Raw genomic sequence first — 18,572 nt, 5'->3', positions numbered from 1 at the left:
TCGCACTTGGGGTTACTTGAGCTGGCGCCAGGACTGGCGACCGCACGGGTAAGGCAGATAGAGCGACTGGCTGCCGGCGGCGCCGACGGCCATCCAGCAGGAACTCCCTCCGGGTGGCGCCTTGTCCGTCGGACGCGGCAGTACTGACAGCGAGACGTCACGAACCGGCGCGGTTCCTCCGGTCTTCAACGCGATGGCTGCGGTTCCGGTCCCCGGCTGGCTACCGGTCGGCGAGCCGTAGCGCACGTTCTCCAGCATCGGCAGGCCACTGATCGACGACAACCCGAACAACCAGTTCGAACCGCTGGTCGAGCACCCCACCGACTGCATGTTGGGCACGTATGTCGGCATGAAGACGATGCCACTGACCAGGATCGGATTCCCGACTGCGCGCTCGCCGTTACCGGCAGGCAACTGGATCATCCAGCCACGTGCATTGGCTGGAGCCGTACCCGCCGTGATCTTGCGCTCCTGGGCTCCCGCAGCGGCGGCCGCTGCCGTGTAGGGAACGAGGTTGGCTGCGGTCACCGTCGAGGCCACCGTCTTGCCCGAAAGATCGTTCACGGCGTACAGCGCCTGCTGTGCCTTGTCATCCTTGTCACTGGTGAACGAGAAGCTGCCGGTGCCGAAATAAAGCATCACGCCACCCGAGGGCCCGGTCGCGGCGGTCATGCCACCGGTGATCGGCTGGCGGTAGGTCTTGTTGGAAGAGTCCTGGGCCGCCTGGCTGGTGAACATCGGTACGGTCAGCGTGGTGTTCGCACTGCTGGTCAGGTCGAACTTCCACACGGCGCCGCGCTGATCGGCGGCGTAGACGGTGTCAGCCAGTCCATCGCGGCCGCGCGCATCCTGGCTCGCGCCGGTCCAGCGATCGACCACGACCACATTGCCCAATCCGTTGCTCCCGGAGATGCCGGCACCCGAGGTACCCTCAACCGCTTCGATCATCCGGATGTCGCCGCTGGCCATATCGACCACGAACAACACGGCCTTGCCGTTTGCGCTGCCGTAGCCATTGCCGAAGATCGCCTTCCAGGCCACGCCGGTGCCACTCTTCACCGGCACGATCACCGGCTTGCCCAGCACGAAGCCGATGTTGTTGCGCACCTCGTCCTGCAGCGACGCGTTGATGTCGCTGATTTCCCACAGCACGTTGCCGGTGCCGAAGCTGCCCGGCGTGGTGACGTCCAGTGCGAACACCGAACGGCCGCCCGCACCCGTCGTACCCACCAGGCTGGTCTGCCAGGCGGTGCCGTTGAAGGTATCGGCCACCGTTACCGGACCATCGACGTAGTAGCGATGGCGGAAGGTCTGGTCAGCCGTGTCGGACTTGTAGGGGAACAGCAGGTTGGCCATATGGCCCAGCGCGGTGGCCGGGATGTAGGCGAAGCTCTCCGTGCCGCCAGTGCCATCCTGCTTGGCATCCGCCTTCATGCCACCATCGAAGGCATGCAGCATGCCGTCGTTGGCGCCGACGTACACCATGTACCGCTGCGATTTGGCCTTGGTGGCCAGGTAGTCCGTGTAGCTCTTGGCATAGGTACCGCCCAACTGGCGGTAGCCGTAGTCGTCCAGCGGCGAGCTCACCACCGGTGCCGAATTGACGATGTCGCCCAGCGGCGTGGACCGGTCGCGATACTTGCCGCCGTTGCGGACCTCGGTCGAGCTGTCGGCACTGAGATAGTTGATGGCACTGGCCAGGTCGGCCTTGATCGCCGTCAGCTTGTCGGTGGAGCAGACCAGCATCGACGCGTACTTGCCGTCCGGCTTGCTGCACAGATCCTGCAGGTTGATGCGGGCGCTGTTGAAATCCACCGGCGAACCCAGCTTGTTGGCGATGATGCGACGGCCGGACGAGGACAGGCGGCTGGAGGCTTCCCATACCTCGGTCAGCTCGGCCACCTGATCGGCGTTGACCTTGACGCTGGACGCGGTCAGTTTACTCGACCAGTCGGTGCCGCTGTTGGTGATGTCATAGCGCGGCGTGACCGCCAGTGAGCCCGTGCCGATGCGTGCACCGCTGATGCCGATCGTTCCCGACGGCGATGCACCTCCGGTGATCGAAGACAACACCCGGCGCATAGCCTCGGTGACGTCGGCCGGCGTCTGCGCATTGATGAACTCGCCACGGCTGTTGACGGCCGCGTGCCACAGTTCATCGATGACGGTACCGTCGTCGACATCTATCGGATTGCCGTTGCCAGCCCAGTTCGGCGGGTTCTTGTAGGGATCGTCGGTAGCTGCCTGGTTGACGCCATAGATCTTGCCCTGCGCGCCCAGGGTCACCCCGTAGAAATTCATGTGCAGGTCGGTCTGGCAGTCCAACCGCTTCCAGTCCGGACTGCTCTTGTCCAGGGTGCTGCACTTGTCACTGACCGGCACCTGCCCGGCCGGGAAGCTGGTCCCGGTGCGCAAGGGGGTGCGGGCGCCGGCATAAGCCGCTGCCGCGATGTCGGCGATGGTGTTGCTGTAGCCATCGGCGAACGGAATGGACGGCAGATGGGTCGAGTTCACCGAGTCGGCATCACCGAAACCGTTGTTCGCCGTGTTGCCGGAGTTGGTGTAGCCATCGGTGAACAGCATGCCGCCGTTGCGCTGGCAGGCCAGCTGAACCGGCGCATCGGCGTCGGTACGTCGGAACTGGTCGACCAGGTACTCCACCGCACGTCGGTTCGGCGTGCCGCCATTACCGGTCAGCGTATAGATCTGCTTGTAGAGGTCGGCACGGTTGGTGACCATGTCATACATGGTCGCGTTGTTGAGCTTGTTGATGGTGAAGTAGCCCACGCGCATCGTGTCCACGCTCACCAGTGCAGCGGTCGAGGAGCCGACGATGGCCAGCACGCGGTTGCGGTGATACTGGAACCAGTTGGCGAAATTCTGGATCGCGGCGTTGTACGCGGCCGGGCTGGAATAGTTGCCTGACTTGATCTGGTAACGACGCAGATTGCAGCCCGGACCACAGGCACCGCTGATCACCGGGCGATTGACGTCGTCGGTCTTGTATCCGTCCGGTGCGGGCGCCGCGGCCGGCAGGTAGAAGGTCGCCGGGAAATAGCTGATGGAGTACGTGGTATTGCCGGTGTTGCTGACCGCGGCGGTCTTCCACCCGCCATCCCACCAGCTGTCGACGTAGTACTCATTGCCGCTGCCGGAAAGGTCGGGAATCCGCATGCCGTTGACGAACTGGAACTTCTCCGACGTCTCGGCACGGTTGACGGTCATGTTGTACACGGCCTTGTAGCCGCGCTGGTCGGACCGTGGATCGGCGCGGGTCTGGGTGATCGACGCATTTGGCCACAGCGTGCCATCGGCATTGGTCCACGGCCGATAGGTCACTGCCGGGTTGAAGTAGCTGGCGTTATAGACATGCGAACGGGCGAAGCCATAGATATCCAGCGGCGGGATGGCCCGGCCCGGTGAATATTCCTTGTTGAACTCCGCGTGCGGGTACAGGTACAGGTAGCAGTCCAGCGAGTTGTTGGCGCACGCCGAGCCCACGCTGAAGAAGCTCCCATCATTGTTGAAGAAGCTGCTGGTGCTGCTGTTCCAGCGCATGCGGCCATCACCACCGGGGAACATGCGTTCGAAGTTCATCGAACCCGAATCGTCCACCGCCATGATGAAGGCCGGCGTCGCGCGTGTCTGCACGTTCATCGGCTCCTGCGCCAGCACGCCCTGTGCCTGTGCGGCAAACAGGGTATGTGCCAGATAGCCGCCAGCGGCCAAGACAGCAAGGCCTGCGCCTGCCAGGATCCTGCGGTTGCGAGTGTTCATGGGCTCCCCAGCCTCACAGCTTGAATACGGTATCGATCGCCGCACGCGACGTCGCATCACTGGTGGTATCACCGGCATAGGTCGTGATCTGGTAGACCGGCGTTGGCTTCTCCACCGACTTGCCCATGTCCAGCGCACCCTCCCCCTGGATGCAGCCCTGGATCTCGCGGACATAGATCGCCGGCTTGCTGCCCAGCTTGGTTTTCGCGACCCAGGCCGAAGGATCGAAGCCGTCATCGCACTGCTGGCTGATGTCGGAGGACACCACGGCCGGATTGCTACCGGCATCCTTCCGGTTGGCGATGTTCTCCACCGCGTTCTCGGCGCTGCGTGCCGCGCCTTCGGCGTTCTGGAATGCCATGTTGGTCGCCCGGTAGCCAGCCGCCATGCGCTCCTGCATGCCGGCCACCTGCATGCCGATCACCCCCAGCAGGGCCAGCAGCACCAGCATGATCAGCGCGACATAGAGAACGGCACCCTGCTGTCGTGCCCGGGCAACGAAGGGACGGCGTCGGGAGGAAGGATGAGTGCGCATGGTCGTCAGTTCCCGAACAAGCGGTTGCGAAGCGCAACGGACGCTTCATAGGCGCCACGATGGCGCTGGTCGTAAGGATCGGCCGGGGCAAAGCCCACCCCCAGGATGGCCGGATAGGTGGCCGCACTGCCCGGTGCTTCGGCCGACGCACGCTGCGGACTGCGCGCCAGCAGGCCCACCTGCACCATGCCCACGCGCCGCCACTGCCCTGCGGCGGCGGCATCGGTGCCGGTGCTGACCGCACTGGCCACGCGCTGGTCGACGATGCGACCGGTCGGCGGCGTGGGCAGGGCGATGTTCGTGGTGGCATCCAGGCCGTACAGGAACTGCATGTTCTCGATGCCTTCCACCAGCTCCTCGCCATCGGCGTAGCCGCCGGCGCCATTGGCGCGCGCCCGGTAAAGCGCCGGCTCGCCATTGGGATTGGTCGCGATGTAGTACGCCATGCCATCGGCGCGATACAGCATGGTCATCGCGTTGTTGATCGAATAGTTGCTCAGGTCGACCTTGTCGACCTTCACGGTCGAACCGGTGATGGTGGCGGGGAATACGTCGGCACGGGTGCAGTCGGCCACGCCGAAGACCGTCGGCGTGCCTGCGGCGTTGGCCTTCAGTCGGGCCATGCCTTCATTGGAAACGGTCAGGGTGGTTGCACCCGCGGCCACGGATATGCCGGTCACGACGGCCCCTTCCGGACTCATCACGCGCAGCACCAGGATGTCACTGCCCGGCAACGGTGCCGGCTTGAGGTTGGCGATGCTCTTTGGAACCGACTGCGCCGCGCTCCACGCACGGCCCAGCGTCAGCGTGGCGCCCGGCGCCGTACCTGCAGCCTCATATCCCTGCACCGGAACAGAGAAATCCTGCGGGTCGCCACTGCCCGAGCTGATGCCCAGGTGGTAGCCGACATCGCCGGTGTTCTTGACCACGTGGGCCTGGTCGTTGACGCAGCCAAAGTGGCCGGCCATGCGAAGGTCATGCTGCAGGAAATCCAGCGCGAAGCGCGCGTTCTCCTGGGTACGGGCCGCGCCTTCGGACAGGCGTGACGCCGCACGCGAGGCGATGAAGATCTGGGTGACGCCCAGCATCAGGACCAGGCCGATGACCATGGCGATCATCAGTTCGATCAGCGACAGGCCTCGGGCTCGCGAAATTGGACTCATGGGCGCGTTCACAGGAAGGTCGTCAGGCCGAAGGTGGTAAGGCTGTCGGGATCCTTCGGATCCCAGCGCTGGTCACCCCAGCTGATGGCAACGGTGACCTGGCCGGTACTCTGCACGAAGGTCACCTGTGCACTGGCCTTTTCACCCAGCGTCCGCGCAACCTCGCATTGCCAGCGTGCCACGTTCGTCTTCGGCGTCACCGCGGCGCCGGTCGGCCAGGTGCAGGCGCCGCTGGGCTTCACCGAGCCTGCGGAGAACGAGGCCGAGGAATAGGCGCCACCGGCCAGCGTGTCGGCACGCTGGGCGCGCATCAGCTCGATCAGGTCGTTGGCCAGGTTGGTGGCCTGGGTGCGGTAGTTCGCGCTTTGCACGAAGCGGACATTGGTGGTCTGCAGCAGGGCGAAGCCCAGCAGCCCGAATGCCAGGATCAGTACCGCCACCATCACTTCGATCAGGCTGAAGCCGCCCTGCGAAGAGCGTGGGCGGGCCAGGTTGCGGCGGCTCATGAGCAGGTTCCCTTGGTCACCCGGACCTGGCCGGATTGGTTGATCGTCAGCGTGCTTTTCGATTCACCGGCCTTGCACGCATCCGGCGACAGCACCAGCGTCTGGTCAGCAACCGCCCGGCGCCGGCCGCGCCCGTCGAAGGCGATGACCGCGCCCGGCGGACCCACCACGCTGAGCTGCGGGTTGCCCTGCGAAAACCGCAGCGCGACGTCATTACTGCCCATCTGGCCGTCGCCATCAAGGTCCGACCAGGCCAGTACGCCCTTGGACCAGTCGCCATCACAGGCCTTGCCATCGGCGCTGCCACAGACACCGCCACCGCTGCTGTTGCGGATGCCTTCGCTGCGGGCCAGGTTGGCCAGCGCGATCAGTTCATTGTTGGCGGTCGCCAGCCGGTTCGAGCGGATCATCCCGCGGAAACTCGGATAGGCGATCGACGCCAGGATCACGAAGACGGCCAGCGTGACCATCAGTTCAACCAGCGTGAACCCGTTTTGCCGGCGCAAAGACATTTGGACGCTCCCCAGCGTGTTGGTGGCCACGATGGGCCATCGCCCCGCCACCGGCAAGCGGTGGCAGGATGAACGGTCAATCCGGGGCGACGGGCGTCAAAGGCTTGACGACCCACCCTCCCCTGCCGGTGCCGGCGCGATCCCCACCGCGCCGGCCCGGGTTCAGGCCAGCACCTGGTAGCAGGGCTGGTATTCACCGGAGATCTTCATCCGGCGCTGCTCGACGAACGCGCGCAGCAGCGCATCCAGCGCCTGCATCATGTCCGGGTCACCGTGGATCTGGAACGGCCCGAACTGCTCGATGCGGCGCATGCCGTCTTCCTTCACGTTGCCGGCCACGATGCCCGAGAACGCCCGGCGCAGGTCGGCCGCCAGCGCGTGCGGCGCGCGGCCGTGGTGCAGGTCCAGCGCCGCCATCGCTTCATGGGTCGGCACGAACGGCTGCTGGTACTCCCACGGGATCTCGATGGACCAGTTGAAGAAGAACGAATCCTTCTGCGCCAGGCGATGCTCGCGAACGCGCTTGATGCCGCTGGCCATTTTCCTGGCCACCGCCACCGGGTCACCGATGATGATCTCGTAGCGCTCGGCGGCCTCGTCGCCCAGGGTCAGGCGGATGAAGCGGTCGATCTGCTCGAAGTACGGCGCCGCCACGGTCGGGCCGGTCAGGATCAGCGGGAACGGCAGGTCCTTGTTCTCCTCGCGCAGCAGGATGCCCAGCAGGTACAGGATCTCTTCGGCGGTACCGACGCCACCGGCGAACACGATGATGCCGTGGCCGATGCGGACGAAGGCCTCGAGGCGCTTCTCGATGTCCGGCATGATCACCAGGTGGTTGACGATCGGGTTCGGCGACTCGGCGGCGATGATGCCCGGCTCGGTCAGGCCGATGTAGCGGGTGACCGTCTTGCGCTGCTTGGCATGGGCGATGGTGGCCCCCTTCATCGGGCCCTTCATCGCACCCGGGCCGCAGCCGGTGCAGATGTCCAGGCCGCGCAGGCCCAGCTCGTAGCCGACCTGCTTGGTGTACAGGTATTCGTCGCGCGAGATCGAGTGTCCGCCCCAGCACACCACCAGGTTCGGGTCGCCCGGGTTGAGGATGCGCGCGTTGCGCAGCAGGCCGAATACCGCGTTGGTGATGCCCTCGGACGATTCCAGCTCGGCCGCGTAGGCCGGGCCCATCTCGATGGCCATGTAGGCCAGGTCACGCACAACGGCGAACAGCAGTTCGGCGACACCGCGGATGATCTCGCCGTCGACGAAGGCCATCGCCGGTGCGTTGACCAGGTCGATGCGCACGCCGCGGTCCTGCTGCGCCACCTGGATGTCGAAATCAGGGTAGAGATCGCGCGCGGCGCGCGGATCGTCCGAGGCGCTGCCGCTGGTCAGCACGGCCAGCGCGCAGCGGCGCAGCAGCTCATGCATGCCGCCCGCGGAGGCATCGCGCAGGCGTGCCACCTCGGCCCGCGACAGCACATCCAGCCCACCGCGCGGATAGATCCGCGCATCCTGCACCGGCAGTGCACGGGCCGATTTTTCGTTCGTGGTCATATCCAATTTTTCGCTTCCTTCAAGGTTTCCGACTGTACTGCCGCCCCCTTAAAAAGCAAAACGGCCGGGAAGCCCGACCGTTGGATGTGTGCTGCCCGCGTTCGCCATTCCGGGACCGCATCGGCGGCGTTGTCACCGCGCACGTTCAAAGATGCTACGCCGATGCAGAGTGGCCTGCAAGGACTTTCGCCTGAACGGAAAACGGCCGGGTTTCCCCGGCCGTTTTCACTCACTGCTTCAGGCTCTGACGGATCAGAACTTGTACTTCAGGGTCAGCTGCATCGACCAGCGCGACACGGCGGTGTTGCCCTTGTCGTTGTTGTTTTCCTGGATCGCAGAGCTGTCGGCACCGGTGAACGAGTACACGTACTTTCCGGTGGCCGGATCGATACCCGCGTAGTTGGCAACGCGGCGGGTCGAGTAGAAGCCGTAATCGTCGATCAGGCCCCACTTCTTGTTCAGCAGGTTGCCGACATTCATGATGTCCAGCGCGATCTCGCCCTTGTGGCTCTTCACGAAGCCCGGGAACTCCTGGCTGATGCGGACATCGAAGGAGTTGATCCACTTGGCGCGATGCTGGTTGGCCGGAACCACGCTGCCACGGTAGGCATCCAGCTCCGGGTTCTGCGCCAGCCAGTCGAAGAACGCCTTTTCCATGGTCGCGCCGCCAGTGAACAGCACGTCGCCCGGGCCCTTCGGCACGTAGAACAGATCGTTGGTGGTAGCACCGTCGCCGTTCGCATCGTTATAGAAGATGTAGCTGTACGGACGGCCCGAGCGACCTTCGTAGAACAGGCCGACGCGGGTGGCGTTGTCACCGAAGAAGTTGTGCTTCCACTCCAGGGTGCCGGTGATGCGGTCCTTGAGCGCGTAGCGCGAGTTGTAGGCCACGTCTTCGTTGGAGTTGAAGATCAGCGTGTTGTTCCAGTTCGAGGTGTTCTGCGAGCTGGACAGCGGGCTGACTTCCTTCGACTGGGTATAGGTGTAACCCAGCGACCAGCCCCAGTTCTCGGTCAGCGGCTTGGCCAGCGAGAAGGTGGCCTGGGTGCCACGGCCCTTGTCGGTGTTGCGCATGACCAGCACGTCACCCATGTCACTCGGGCGATTGGCACGATCGACCGCACCGTTGGTGCCGGTGGTCATGCCCAGGTCCCCGCGGGTGTTGGCCGGGTTACGGCCCTGCGGGTTCCAATAGATCGCGCGGCCATCCGGACCGGTAACGGTCGGCGCGCCAATGTCCAGGCGGTCGAAGTAGATGCCGTCCTTGACCTTGGTCACCAGCAGTTCGGCCGACGCCACGATGCCGTACCACGGCAGTTCATGGTCGAACGCCAGGTTGGCCTTCCACACCGACGGCAGGCGGGTGCCCGGCGCGATGATGTCCACGTTCTGGCGCGCAGTCGCCGGGCCACCTGCCGGGATATACGGATTGTTGCCGTCCGGAGTGAAGGAGCCGACCGGCGGATTGCGCTGGTCATACTCGATGTAGTTCAGGCCGGTGTTCTGGTAGGCACCCGCAAGCCACACATTCGGGGCGGCGCCACCGAACAGGCCCACGCCACCGCGCAGCTGGGTCGGACGCTCGCTGTCGAAGGTGTAGTTGAAGCCAACACGCGGCTGCACCAGGTTCTTGTCGACCAGCTTGGTGTTGTTGAAGCCATACAGCTGCTCGATGCGCGGGTTGTACAGGCGCTGGCTGCTGAAGTCAGGCATGTCGACGCGGACGCCGAACATCAGGCTCAGGTTGTAGTTGATCGCCCAGGTGTCCTGCACGAACACGCCGGTGTTCTTCAGGGTGAAGTCGGCCGGGATGTCGCTGCGGCTGCCATCGGCACGCGGCGCACGCAGCTGGTAGCGCGCAGCCCTGCCTGCCAGGAAGTCGTTGACGCTGTTGAATTCGTACACGCCGTTGAGGTTGCGGCCATAGAAGTTCATCAGCTCGTTCTTCGAGTAATCGAAGCCGAACTTGACGGTGTGGTCACCGATGTACCAGGTACCGGCACCAAAGGCGCTCAGCTCCTTCGACTCGACGATGTTGACATGGGTGTTCTGCTCGGTACCGACGTACAGCGAATCATTACCCGAACGGATGCGGATCTGCGGCATGTCGACCAGCGGAACGCGGTTGGCCGAGTAATCCTTGTGCGAAACCTTGAATTCGGTCGAGAAGTTCTCGGACCAGTCGCTGAACAGTTCACCCATCCAGGTTTCGTATTCGGTCGGCTGCTGGTACCAGAAATTGCTCAGCGAGATGGCGCTGCTGCTGACCTGCGGGAAGCGAACGACGTTCTGCTCCATCTTGTTGTAGCGCAGGGCCGCACGGTGGTTCTCGTTGATGTTCCAGTCCAGCTTGACCGCGTACTCTTCGATCTCGGTCTTGCTGTTCGGCGCCGACAGGCTGCCCGGGTCATAGCCCAGATTACCCAGGTAGTTCTGGACATCAGTGATGTCCTTCTGGGTGATCGTGCCCTTGCCGATCGGCGTATCGCTCAGGCTGATGCCGGCGGCCGAACGCTCGTACTTTTCATAGTTGGTGAAGAAGAACAGCTTGTCCTTGACGATCGGGCCGCCGAAGGTCATGCCATAGGTCTTCTCATCCTCGAAGCCGTTGAAGTCCTGGCGGTCACCTTCCAGGCGCGAACGGACCATGTCCTTGTCGCGGTAGGAGCCGTACACGGTGCCGTGGAATTCATTGGTACCCGACTTGGTCACGGCATTGATCACCGCACCGGTGCCACCGGCGATGGTGGTGTCGTAGTTGGCCAGGTCAATGTTGATTTCCTGGATGGCATCCATCGACACCGGCTGACGCTCGGTCGGCAGGTTGTTGGAGCCCAGGCCGAACGGATCGGAGGCGCTGATGCCGTCGATGCGGATGGCGTTGTAACGGGTGTTCTGGCCGCCCGCCGAGATCGCGCCGTCCGCCTTGCTGACCTGCGAGATGCGCGGGTCGAGACGGACGTAGTCCTGGATGTTGCGGTTGGCCGACGGCAGCGCATCCATCGTTTCGCGGGTGACGTTGGTACCGGTGCCCATCTTGTTGGCGCTGAACAGGTCCAGGCCGCCGGCGGTGGCGACAACGTTCACCGCGTCCAGGTTGGTCGCAGCCAGGTCACCGCCCAGGTTGGCGTTGACGGTGTTGACCTGGTTCAGGTTCAGGTAGACACCTTCTTCGGTCTTGGTGCCTTCACCGGACTTGGTGATGGTGATGGTGTACGGACCACCCACGCGCAGGCCGCGCGCGTTGTAGCGGCCCGACGCATCGGTGGTGGCACGCGAAACAGTACCCGACTCGGTGTGGGTGATGGTGACTTCAGCGCCGGCGACAGGCTGGCCTGCGGCGGACATCACCTGGCCGCCGACACCGGCAGAGGTGCTCTGGGCGAAGGCGGGAGCGGCGGCAAGTGCAGCCACGAGACCAAGGGTAAGCTTGGACATCCGGAGTGGGTGGGTCATTTTTCGGTAGCCTCGATGCGAGTTGGCGATGGCGGAAAAAAAGCGCATCCAAACAGCCCTGCGGGTGGCTGCTCGGAGAGTTATCTGGGGTTCCCTACCGCTTGGCTGAAGGCAGCCATAACGGTTAACACTAGATTAACACGCTACGCCATCAATGTGACGGTCGTGCGACAAACGGCACGGGATCGCAACGCAATCGTGACGGGATCTTCATTCCACCCTACGGCGGCCTTCACGCGTCGCCGGATGGCTCGCTCGCATCCAGGATGCGGCCCCGCCAGTCGCTGCCGGCAGCGGAAAGCAGGGTCACCGCCGCCGCCGCCGCGGCTTCCGGCGTTCGGGCAGCCGGATCCTGATCGACGGAATAGGCGCGGGCCCGCAGTGCCGTGCGCAGCGGACCCGGGTACAGACCACTGACCCGCACCGGGCTGCGGCCCAGCTCATCGTGCAGGCTGCCGATCAGGCCGCGCAGGCCATGCTGGGCCACACCGTACCCCCCCCAGTAGGCCTGCCCCACCCGTTCGGGGGCATCGACCGCGAACACCAGGGCGGCGTCCTCGCGCTGCCGCAGCAGCGGCAGGCAGGCCTGGGCCAGCCAGGCCGGGGCGGTCAGGGTGACATGGAGCGCGCGGGCGAAACTTGCCGGGTCGGCCAGTTCGAACGGGGTCAGGCCGGGGAAATGCGCGGCGCAGACCAGCAGGCCGTCCAGCCGCCCCAGCTCGCGCTGGACTGCCTGGGCCAGTTCGGCATAGTCATCCGGGCCGGCGCCTTCCAGGTCCAGCGGGTACAGCAAGGGTTCCGGGCCGACCGCCTGGACCTGGGCATAGACCCGATCCAGCCGGCGCGGCTTGCGCCCCAGCAGGACCACGGTGGCCCCGGCCGCTGCGGCGGCGACCGCCGCAGCACTGCCCAGCCCTCCCCCGGCGCCAGCGACCAGCACCACGCGGTCCTGCAACGGACGGCCATCGAGCGCCCCGTCAGTGGGTGACGTCGACGGCCAGGCACTCATCCCTGGGTCGCCTCTTCGACGATGCGCTTGAGCTCGCCGGATTCAAACAGTTCCATGACGATGTCGCAGCCGCCGATCAACTCACCGTTGATGAACAGCTGCGGAAAGGTCGGCAGGTTGGAGAAGCGCGGCAGGTTGGCGCGGATCTCCGGCTCCTCGAGCACGTTGACGGTGCGCAGGGTGACGGCGCCGGCGGCCATCAACGCCTGCACGGCGCGGCTGGAAAAGCCGCACATCGGGTACTGCGGGGTGCCCTTCATGAACAGCACGAGCGGGTAACGATCGACCTCGGCCTGGATTTGCTGCATTACCGCCACAACCACACTCCTTGCTTCGCCGGACAAACCGACCGTGATGGTCGGCTAGACTGCCCACGGTAGCCGCCATTGTAAGCGGATGGAACCGGCTGCCGCCGTCCCCTTGGCCACGAACCTGTCCATGCCCGTCGAATTGCCCGCCCTGCCCTACCTTCCCGGCTCCCTGCAGCCACACCTGTCCGCACAGACCGTGGAACTGCATCACGGCCACCACCATCGCGCCTATGTGGATGCCGTCAACGCCGGCATCCTCGGCACCGAGTGGGAGGAAGCGTCACTGGAAGAGATCGTGCGCCACGCCCAGGGCTCGCTGTTCGATGCCGCCGCTCAGGCCTGGAACCATGGTTTCTACTGGCAGTGCCTGCGCCCGCGCGGCGGCGGCGAACCGCAGGGCCGGCTGGGCGAGCTGGTGAAGCGCCAGTTCGGTGACGCACAGCGCCTGCGCGAGGAGTTCAACCGCACCGCGCTGGGCCTGTTCGGCTCGGGCTGGGTGTGGCTCGTGCAGCACCCGGGTGGCCAGCTGGGCATCCAGGCCACCCGCAACGCCGGCACGCCACTGACCGGTGAAAGCACGCCACTGCTTTGCTGCGACGTCTGGGAGCACGCTTATTACACCGACTACCAGAATGACCGCGCGCGTTACCTGGACGCGTTCTGGCAGATGGTGAACTGGGAATTCGCCGAGAGCCAGCTGCGCTGAGGACATCCGCCGGGCATGGCCCGTCGCTACCCCACCCTCGCGGTAACGCCGGGCCATGGCCGGCGGCACGGTGGCATCACGCGTTCTCGTGTGCAGCCACGGCGTCCATCACCCGCGCCGAGTACACCAGCGCCGCGCCGGCGTTGAGCGACACCGCCACGCCCAATGCTTCGGCGATTTCCTCGCGGCTGGCACCATGTTTCAGCGCCGCGTCCACATGCACGGTGATGCAGCCGTCGCAGCGGGTGGTCACTGCCACCGCCAGCGCGATCAGCTCGCGGGTCTTGGCATCAAGATGGTTGGTCTGCGCGCCCGCATTGGCCAGCGTGGCATAACCCTTGACCGTATCCGGCGAGAGCTTGCCGATCTCGCCGATGCGGCCCTTCAGCTCCTTGCGGTAGGTATTCCAGTCGAGCATGAGGGTGACTCCTGTGAAAGGAGCTCCACGCTACCACCGGGAATGCTGCGCCGATGCCTGCACCGGCGCGCCACACCGTTGCAGGCACACGGGGTTGTGCCGGCCATTGGCCGGCACGCCCGGCTCAGCGGTTGCGCAGCGCGTGTACCGCCGGCGCCACCTGGGCCTGGCGGTCCAGCTCCAGACCCACCTGGTCCAGCGCGTCGGCCAGGGCAGCGGCATCGTCATCGCGCAATGTGGCATGGCCGACCTTGCGGCCTTCGCGCGGCTCCTTGCCGTAGTCATGCCAGTGGCCACTGGCTTGGGCAAGCACCGGCAACGGGTCGGGCATCTTGCCCAGCCAGTTCAGCATGCAGGCGTGGCCGAGCATGCGGGTGCTGCCCAGGGGCAGGCCCAGCACGGCACGCAGATGGTTCTCGAACTGCGAGGTCTCGCTGCCTTCGATGGTCCAGTGGCCGGAGTTGTGCACGCGCGGCGCCATCTCGTTGGCCAGCAGTTCGCCATCGCGGCAGAACAGTTCCAGCGCGAACACGCCGACGTACTGCAGGTGCTCGGCGACACGACGGGCATAGCCGATCGCGGCCTGCTGTTCGGCGTCGGCCAGCACGGCCGGTGCCACGCTGGCCGACAGCACGCCGTCGACGTGCCAGTTGCCGGTGACCGGCCAGGCCTCGAAGCTGCCATCGCGGCCGCGCACGGCAACCACGCTGACCTCGCGCTGGAAGGCCACGAAGCCTTCCAGGATCAGGCCGGTGCGCTCGACCTGCGTGCCCAGCGCATCCCACGCGGCGTCGATGTCGGCTTCGCTGCGCAGGCGGAATTGGCCCTTGCCGTCATAGCCCAGGCGGCGGGTCTTGAGGATGCAGGGCAGGCCGAACTCGGCAGCCTTCGCCGCCAGCTCGTCACGGCTGCGGATGTCGGCGAAGACCGGCAGCGGGATGCCCAGCTCCTGGAACAGGGTCTTCTCGCTCAACCGGTCCTGGGCCACGGCCAGTGCGGCCGGCGGCGGATAGACCGGCACGCGGTCGGCCAGGAACTGTGCACTGTCTGCAGGCACGTTCTCGAAATCGAAGGTGACCACATCGACCTTGGCGGCGAAGTCCGCCAGCGCCTGGCGGTCATCGAAGGCGCCGACGGTGAGCGGTGCCAGCGGGCCGCTGCAGGCATCGGCAGCCGGGTCGTACAGCTCGAAACGCAGCCCCAGCGGCGCACCGGCCAGGACCATCATGCGGGCGAGCTGGCCGCCGCCCAGGATGCCGACGGTCAGGCTCATTGGCGCGGATCGTCGTGGGCCATCACGTCTTCGGTCTGGCGTGCGCGGAACGCGTCGAGCGCCTGGCCGATCGCCGGCTGGTCGCTGCCCAGCATCGCGGCGGCGAACAGCGCCGCATTGGAGGCGCCGGCATTGCCGATGGCGAAGGTGGCGACCGGGATGCCGGCCGGCATCTGCACGATCGACAGCAGCGAATCCATGCCGTTGAGGGCCTTGGACTGCACCGGCACGCCCAGCACCGGCACGGCGGTCTTGGCGGCGATCATGCCCGGCAGGTGCGCGGCCCCGCCGGCACCGGCGATGATGGCGCGCAGACCACGCGGGCCCGCCTGCTCGGCGTAACTGAACAACACATCCGGCGTCCGATGCGCGGACACCACCTTCACTTCGAACGGAACACCCAGGGCTTCAAGCTTCTGGGCGGCGTGCTGCATGGTTTCCCAGTCGGAACGGGAACCCATGACGATGCCGACAAGCGGCGCGATCGGGTTGGGGGTCATTGGCCGTCACCTGCCTTAAAGACGTATTCTAGCCATCTTCCACGCAAGACGAAGAACCATGGATCGCAAGCTGCTCGACCTGCTGGTGTCGCCGGACACCCGCCAGCCCCTGTCCCTGCTGGATGGCAAGGGCCTGGAAGCCCTCAACAAGGCCATTTCCGCCGGCGCAGTGAACAAGGCCGATGGCAACCCGCTGGCGCAGCCGCTGCGCGAAGCGCTGGTTACCCGCGACCGCAAGCAGGTGTTCCGCGTTGACGACGGCATCCCGGTGCTGCTGGCCGAGGAAGCCATCCCGACCGCCCAGATCACCGACTTCCCGGCCGCATGAGCACGCTGCCGACGCCGGATGCGGCCGTTGTCGCCGCCGATGTCGCGCGTGCACTGGCCGAGGACCTGGGCAGCGGTGACGTTACCGCCGCCCTGCTGCCCGACCAGGCCGACAGCGCCTACCTGCTGTGCAAGCAGGATGGGGTGATCGCCGGTCGCCCCTGGTTCGATGCCACCCACCGCGCGCTCGACCCGGACGTGCGCATCGAATGGCGTGTTTCCGAAGGCGACGCGGTCACCGCAGGCACCGTGCTGGCCCTGCTGCACGGACGCAGTCGCAGCCTGGTCAGCGCCGAGCGCACCTCGCTCAATTTCCTGCAGACGCTGTCCGGCACCGCCACCACCACTGCCCGCTATGTGGCCGCCGTGGCCGGTACCGGCACGCGCATCCTCGACACCCGCAAGACCCTGCCCGGCCTGCGCCTGGCGCAGAAGTACGCCGTGCGCTGCGGCGGCGGCGACAACCATCGCTTCGGCCTGTACGACACGGTGATGCTGAAGGAAAACCACATCCGCGCCGCCGGCTCGCTGGCTGCCGCCGTGGCAGGCGCACGCCGGCAGTGGCCCGCGCTGCCGCTGGTGGTGGAAGTGGAGGACCTGACACAACTGCGCCAGGCCCTCGAAGCCGGTTGCGAGCGCATCCTGCTGGACGACTTCAGCCCCGACCTGCGCCGCGAGGCGGTACGCATCACCGCCGGCCGCATTCCGCTGGAAGTGTCTGGCAGCGTCGGCCTGGGCGGCCTGCGCTCGATCGCCGAGGATGGCGTGGACTGCATCTCCATCGGCGGCCTGACCAAGCACGTGCAGGCCATCGATCTGTCGCTGAAGCTCGGCCCGCCGCCGGGCTGAAGCCTGCAAGACCCTGTGGAGCCGAGCCCATGCTTGGCTGCTTTCCGGAGCCCTCCCAAGGTGCAACCCGCGCGTTGCGCGCGCGATGAGCCGGGCTACCGCTTCGCTCGCCGGGCATGCGGCGCTACCGGTTCGGAGGCCTTCACGGCTCGGCCACGCCGTCCTCTGCGACGCTGCGGGCATCCCCCACAGGAACCGTGCATGCGCCGGATGCTCTTGCCTGCCTGCCTGCTGCTCGCGGCAGCCCCCTTGTCCGCAGCGGCTGCCGAAGCCTGCGATGTGCCGCCCCGCTTCGGCCTGAGCCCGTTGGCGGTGGCCATCCGCAATACCGCCTGCAACGAACACCGGCTCTGGTTCCGGCCTTTCATCGATCGTGATGGCCGCGCGGCGAGCCTCAGCGTCACCGAGGCCGAGAAAGAACACCTGGCCGACAACGGCCTGATCGCCTGGCAGCGCGTGGCCGGCTATTGGCGCGACAGCGGCACGCTCAACGCAATGGGCAGCATCGCGGGTGCCAGCAGCTGCCTGGCACCACTGGGCACGCGTTACACCGACAGCGATTGCCGCGCCTTCCTCGTCGACAACCCATGGTCGGCGGCGTTCATTTCCTGGGTGATGGTGCGGGCCGGCGTGCCCGGCTTCAATACCTCGCCACGCCACATTGACTATATCCGCGCTGCGTACCAGGGCGGGCCCTCGGGCGTGCCCTACCGCCTGGTCGACCCGGCCACGGCCAAACCCGCACCCGGCGATCTGCTGTGCTTCCTGCGCGACCGCAGCAGCACGCTCAGCTACAGCGGGCTGGTGCAGGCACTGGGCAATGGCTCGGTGGGCCACTGGAAATCGCATTGCGAAGTGGTGGTGGCCGCCAATCTTGGCGGCGACCAGACCCTGTACCTGGTCGGTGGCAACGTGATGAACACCGTGGCGATGCGGCTGCTGCCGCTGGAGCGCACCGGATTGATCAAGCTGCCGCCGGCGCGCGAACGCAACAGCACCGGCATCGACCCCAGCTGCACGCCGGGCCGCGAGGACGAATGCAGCTTCAACCGCCAGGACTGGGCGGCGCTGCTGCAGCTGACTGCGGCCGCACCATTGGTGATGCCTTCGCCCATGGCCACGCCGATGCAGACCGCTCCTGCGCCGCAACCGGCCATCGCGCCCGCGCAGCCGGCGCCTGGCCTACCGCCGCCGCGGCGGTGAGTGCAGCGCTTGATCCAGCGCGCGTTCGCCGCCATCTTTGCCGGATCGACCTCTGACGGCTGAAGCCATGCCCACCCTGCTGCTGTTGCTGATTGCCGGCGGAATCATCTACTTCTTCTGGAATGCCGCACGCTCGGCCGCCGAGCGCGCGGTCGAGCTGGGCCGCAACGCCTGCCGCGCCGCCGATGTGCAGTGGCTGGACCAGGCGGTGCACGCCACCGGCCTGCGATTGTCGCGTGGCGAGGATGGACGGCTCGGCTTCGAGCGCACCTTCAAGTTCGAGTATTCCTACGATGGCATCGATCGCCACGTGGGCCGCATGGTGCTGCGTGGCGACCAGCTGATCTCGTTCACCGGCCCCGGTGCCGCGCGGATCAGCCAGATCCGGCCGGATGTGGAGGATGCCGAGGATGTGTAGGGGCTGAAGGTGTGCCGACCAACGGTCGGCACCCACCGGTAAATCCTGCAAGGAAAAA

17 protein-coding genes are annotated in these 18,572 nt (G+C 66.0%); 5 read left to right on the top strand and 12 right to left on the bottom strand.

The genetic code is table 11. The annotated features are described in order from the left end of the window. Positions 1-12: 12 nt before the first annotated feature. The 9 genes from B9Y82_RS05445 to grxD form a co-directional block, all read right to left on the bottom strand. Positions 13-3,777 carry a pilus assembly protein gene (locus B9Y82_RS05445; protein ID WP_100471845.1) on the bottom strand — a complete coding sequence of 1,255 codons (3,765 nt, stop codon included), beginning with the start codon at positions 3,775-3,777 and terminating at the stop codon, positions 13-15. 13 nt (positions 3,778-3,790) lie between these two features. After that, positions 3,791-4,312, bottom strand: coding sequence for a pilus assembly PilX family protein (locus tag B9Y82_RS05440; RefSeq protein WP_100471844.1), 522 nt, complete (start codon positions 4,310-4,312; stop codon positions 3,791-3,793). A 5-nt stretch (positions 4,313-4,317) separates the two neighbouring features. Beyond that, positions 4,318-5,475 (bottom strand): PilW family protein, encoded by a 1,158-nt coding sequence (locus B9Y82_RS05435; protein ID WP_100471843.1) that lies wholly within the window; start codon positions 5,473-5,475, stop codon positions 4,318-4,320. Positions 5,476-5,483: 8 nt separating this feature from the next. Then, positions 5,484-5,981 carry a type IV pilus modification protein PilV gene (gene pilV, locus B9Y82_RS05430; protein WP_100471842.1) on the bottom strand — a complete coding sequence of 166 codons (498 nt, stop codon included), beginning with the start codon at positions 5,979-5,981 and terminating at the stop codon, positions 5,484-5,486. Then, positions 5,978-6,493: a pilus assembly FimT family protein gene (locus tag B9Y82_RS05425; RefSeq protein ID WP_100471841.1), complete on the bottom strand. Its 516-nt coding sequence runs from the start codon at positions 6,491-6,493 to the stop codon at positions 5,978-5,980. The genes pilV and B9Y82_RS05425 overlap by 4 nt, the downstream gene beginning before the upstream one ends. Before the next feature lie 162 nt (positions 6,494-6,655). Next, positions 6,656-8,044, bottom strand: a complete 1,389-nt coding sequence (gene ppnN / locus B9Y82_RS05420; RefSeq protein WP_100471840.1) for a nucleotide 5'-monophosphate nucleosidase PpnN — start codon at positions 8,042-8,044, stop codon at positions 6,656-6,658. A 252-nt stretch (positions 8,045-8,296) separates the two neighbouring features. Next, positions 8,297-11,500, bottom strand: coding sequence for a TonB-dependent receptor (locus B9Y82_RS05415; RefSeq protein WP_100471839.1), 3,204 nt, complete (start codon positions 11,498-11,500; stop codon positions 8,297-8,299). Positions 11,501-11,732: 232 nt separating this feature from the next. Continuing rightward, positions 11,733-12,509, bottom strand: a complete 777-nt coding sequence (locus tag B9Y82_RS05410) for an SDR family NAD(P)-dependent oxidoreductase (RefSeq protein WP_100471838.1) — start codon at positions 12,507-12,509, stop codon at positions 11,733-11,735. Then, positions 12,506-12,826 carry a Grx4 family monothiol glutaredoxin gene (gene grxD, locus B9Y82_RS05405; RefSeq protein WP_005415957.1) on the bottom strand — a complete coding sequence of 107 codons (321 nt, stop codon included), beginning with the start codon at positions 12,824-12,826 and terminating at the stop codon, positions 12,506-12,508. Before grxD ends, B9Y82_RS05410 begins: the two co-directional genes overlap by 4 nt. A gap of 121 nt (positions 12,827-12,947) precedes the next feature. Here grxD and B9Y82_RS05400 point away from each other — a divergent pair, with 121 nt between their 5' ends. Further along, positions 12,948-13,526 (top strand): superoxide dismutase, encoded by a 579-nt coding sequence (locus B9Y82_RS05400; protein ID WP_100475178.1) that lies wholly within the window; start codon positions 12,948-12,950, stop codon positions 13,524-13,526. 76 nt (positions 13,527-13,602) lie between these two features. Here B9Y82_RS05400 and B9Y82_RS05395 read toward each other — a convergent pair whose 3' ends face one another. The 3 genes from B9Y82_RS05395 to purE all read right to left on the bottom strand — a co-directional run bounded on the left by B9Y82_RS05395 (position 13,603) and on the right by purE (position 15,717). Then, positions 13,603-13,944, bottom strand: a complete 342-nt coding sequence (locus B9Y82_RS05395) for a carboxymuconolactone decarboxylase family protein (protein ID WP_100471837.1) — start codon at positions 13,942-13,944, stop codon at positions 13,603-13,605. A 124-nt stretch (positions 13,945-14,068) separates the two neighbouring features. After that, a complete protein-coding gene (locus B9Y82_RS05390) occupies positions 14,069-15,217 on the bottom strand; it encodes a 5-(carboxyamino)imidazole ribonucleotide synthase (RefSeq protein ID WP_100471836.1) in 1,149 nt (382 codons plus the stop codon). Beyond that, positions 15,214-15,717 (bottom strand): 5-(carboxyamino)imidazole ribonucleotide mutase, encoded by a 504-nt coding sequence (purE, locus tag B9Y82_RS05385; RefSeq protein WP_100471835.1) that lies wholly within the window; start codon positions 15,715-15,717, stop codon positions 15,214-15,216. Before purE ends, B9Y82_RS05390 begins: the two co-directional genes overlap by 4 nt. Before the next feature lie 58 nt (positions 15,718-15,775). Between purE and B9Y82_RS05380 the strand changes: the two genes are divergently transcribed. From B9Y82_RS05380 to B9Y82_RS05365, 4 genes are all read left to right on the top strand, one after another. Further along, positions 15,776-16,045, top strand: coding sequence for a Trm112 family protein (locus tag B9Y82_RS05380; protein ID WP_049432560.1), 270 nt, complete (start codon positions 15,776-15,778; stop codon positions 16,043-16,045). Continuing rightward, entirely contained in the window at positions 16,042-16,893 is an 852-nt protein-coding gene (gene nadC / locus B9Y82_RS05375; RefSeq protein ID WP_100471834.1) for a carboxylating nicotinate-nucleotide diphosphorylase, read from the top strand. The genes B9Y82_RS05380 and nadC overlap by 4 nt, the downstream gene beginning before the upstream one ends. Positions 16,894-17,094: 201 nt before the next feature. After that, positions 17,095-18,096: a DUF2272 domain-containing protein gene (locus B9Y82_RS05370; RefSeq protein WP_100471833.1), complete on the top strand. Its 1,002-nt coding sequence runs from the start codon at positions 17,095-17,097 to the stop codon at positions 18,094-18,096. Positions 18,097-18,163: 67 nt separating this feature from the next. Beyond that, complete coding sequence (locus tag B9Y82_RS05365; protein ID WP_005415950.1) at positions 18,164-18,514, top strand: DUF3301 domain-containing protein; 351 nt, start codon at positions 18,164-18,166, stop codon at positions 18,512-18,514. Positions 18,515-18,572 lie beyond the last annotated feature (58 nt).

Source organism: Stenotrophomonas maltophilia, from assembly GCF_002799155.1.
Classification (GTDB): domain Bacteria; phylum Pseudomonadota; class Gammaproteobacteria; order Xanthomonadales; family Xanthomonadaceae; genus Stenotrophomonas; species Stenotrophomonas maltophilia_R.
The sequence above is the reverse complement of the archived record's forward strand: the minus strand, read 5'-3'. Positions and strand labels throughout refer to the sequence as shown.

Coding starts and splice junctions, on each gene's coding strand:
- pilV (WP_100471842.1), bottom strand. CDS start 5,981: ATGAGCCGCCGCAACCTGGCCCGCCCACGCTCTTCGCAGGGCGGCTTC.
- B9Y82_RS05400 (WP_100475178.1), top strand. CDS start 12,948: ATGCCCGTCGAATTGCCCGCCCTGCCCTACCTTCCCGGCTCCCTGCAG.
- B9Y82_RS05365 (WP_005415950.1), top strand. CDS start 18,164: ATGCCCACCCTGCTGCTGTTGCTGATTGCCGGCGGAATCATCTACTTC.
- ppnN (WP_100471840.1), bottom strand. CDS start 8,044: ATGACCACGAACGAAAAATCGGCCCGTGCACTGCCGGTGCAGGATGCG.
- B9Y82_RS05410 (WP_100471838.1), bottom strand. CDS start 12,509: ATGAGTGCCTGGCCGTCGACGTCACCCACTGACGGGGCGCTCGATGGC.
- B9Y82_RS05435 (WP_100471843.1), bottom strand. CDS start 5,475: ATGAGTCCAATTTCGCGAGCCCGAGGCCTGTCGCTGATCGAACTGATG.
- B9Y82_RS05395 (WP_100471837.1), bottom strand. CDS start 13,944: ATGCTCGACTGGAATACCTACCGCAAGGAGCTGAAGGGCCGCATCGGC.
- B9Y82_RS05370 (WP_100471833.1), top strand. CDS start 17,095: ATGCGCCGGATGCTCTTGCCTGCCTGCCTGCTGCTCGCGGCAGCCCCC.
- purE (WP_100471835.1), bottom strand. CDS start 15,717: ATGACCCCCAACCCGATCGCGCCGCTTGTCGGCATCGTCATGGGTTCC.
- nadC (WP_100471834.1), top strand. CDS start 16,042: ATGAGCACGCTGCCGACGCCGGATGCGGCCGTTGTCGCCGCCGATGTC.
- B9Y82_RS05425 (WP_100471841.1), bottom strand. CDS start 6,493: ATGTCTTTGCGCCGGCAAAACGGGTTCACGCTGGTTGAACTGATGGTC.
- B9Y82_RS05440 (WP_100471844.1), bottom strand. CDS start 4,312: ATGCGCACTCATCCTTCCTCCCGACGCCGTCCCTTCGTTGCCCGGGCA.
- B9Y82_RS05445 (WP_100471845.1), bottom strand. CDS start 3,777: ATGAACACTCGCAACCGCAGGATCCTGGCAGGCGCAGGCCTTGCTGTC.
- B9Y82_RS05380 (WP_049432560.1), top strand. CDS start 15,776: ATGGATCGCAAGCTGCTCGACCTGCTGGTGTCGCCGGACACCCGCCAG.
- B9Y82_RS05415 (WP_100471839.1), bottom strand. CDS start 11,500: ATGACCCACCCACTCCGGATGTCCAAGCTTACCCTTGGTCTCGTGGCT.
- B9Y82_RS05390 (WP_100471836.1), bottom strand. CDS start 15,217: ATGAGCCTGACCGTCGGCATCCTGGGCGGCGGCCAGCTCGCCCGCATG.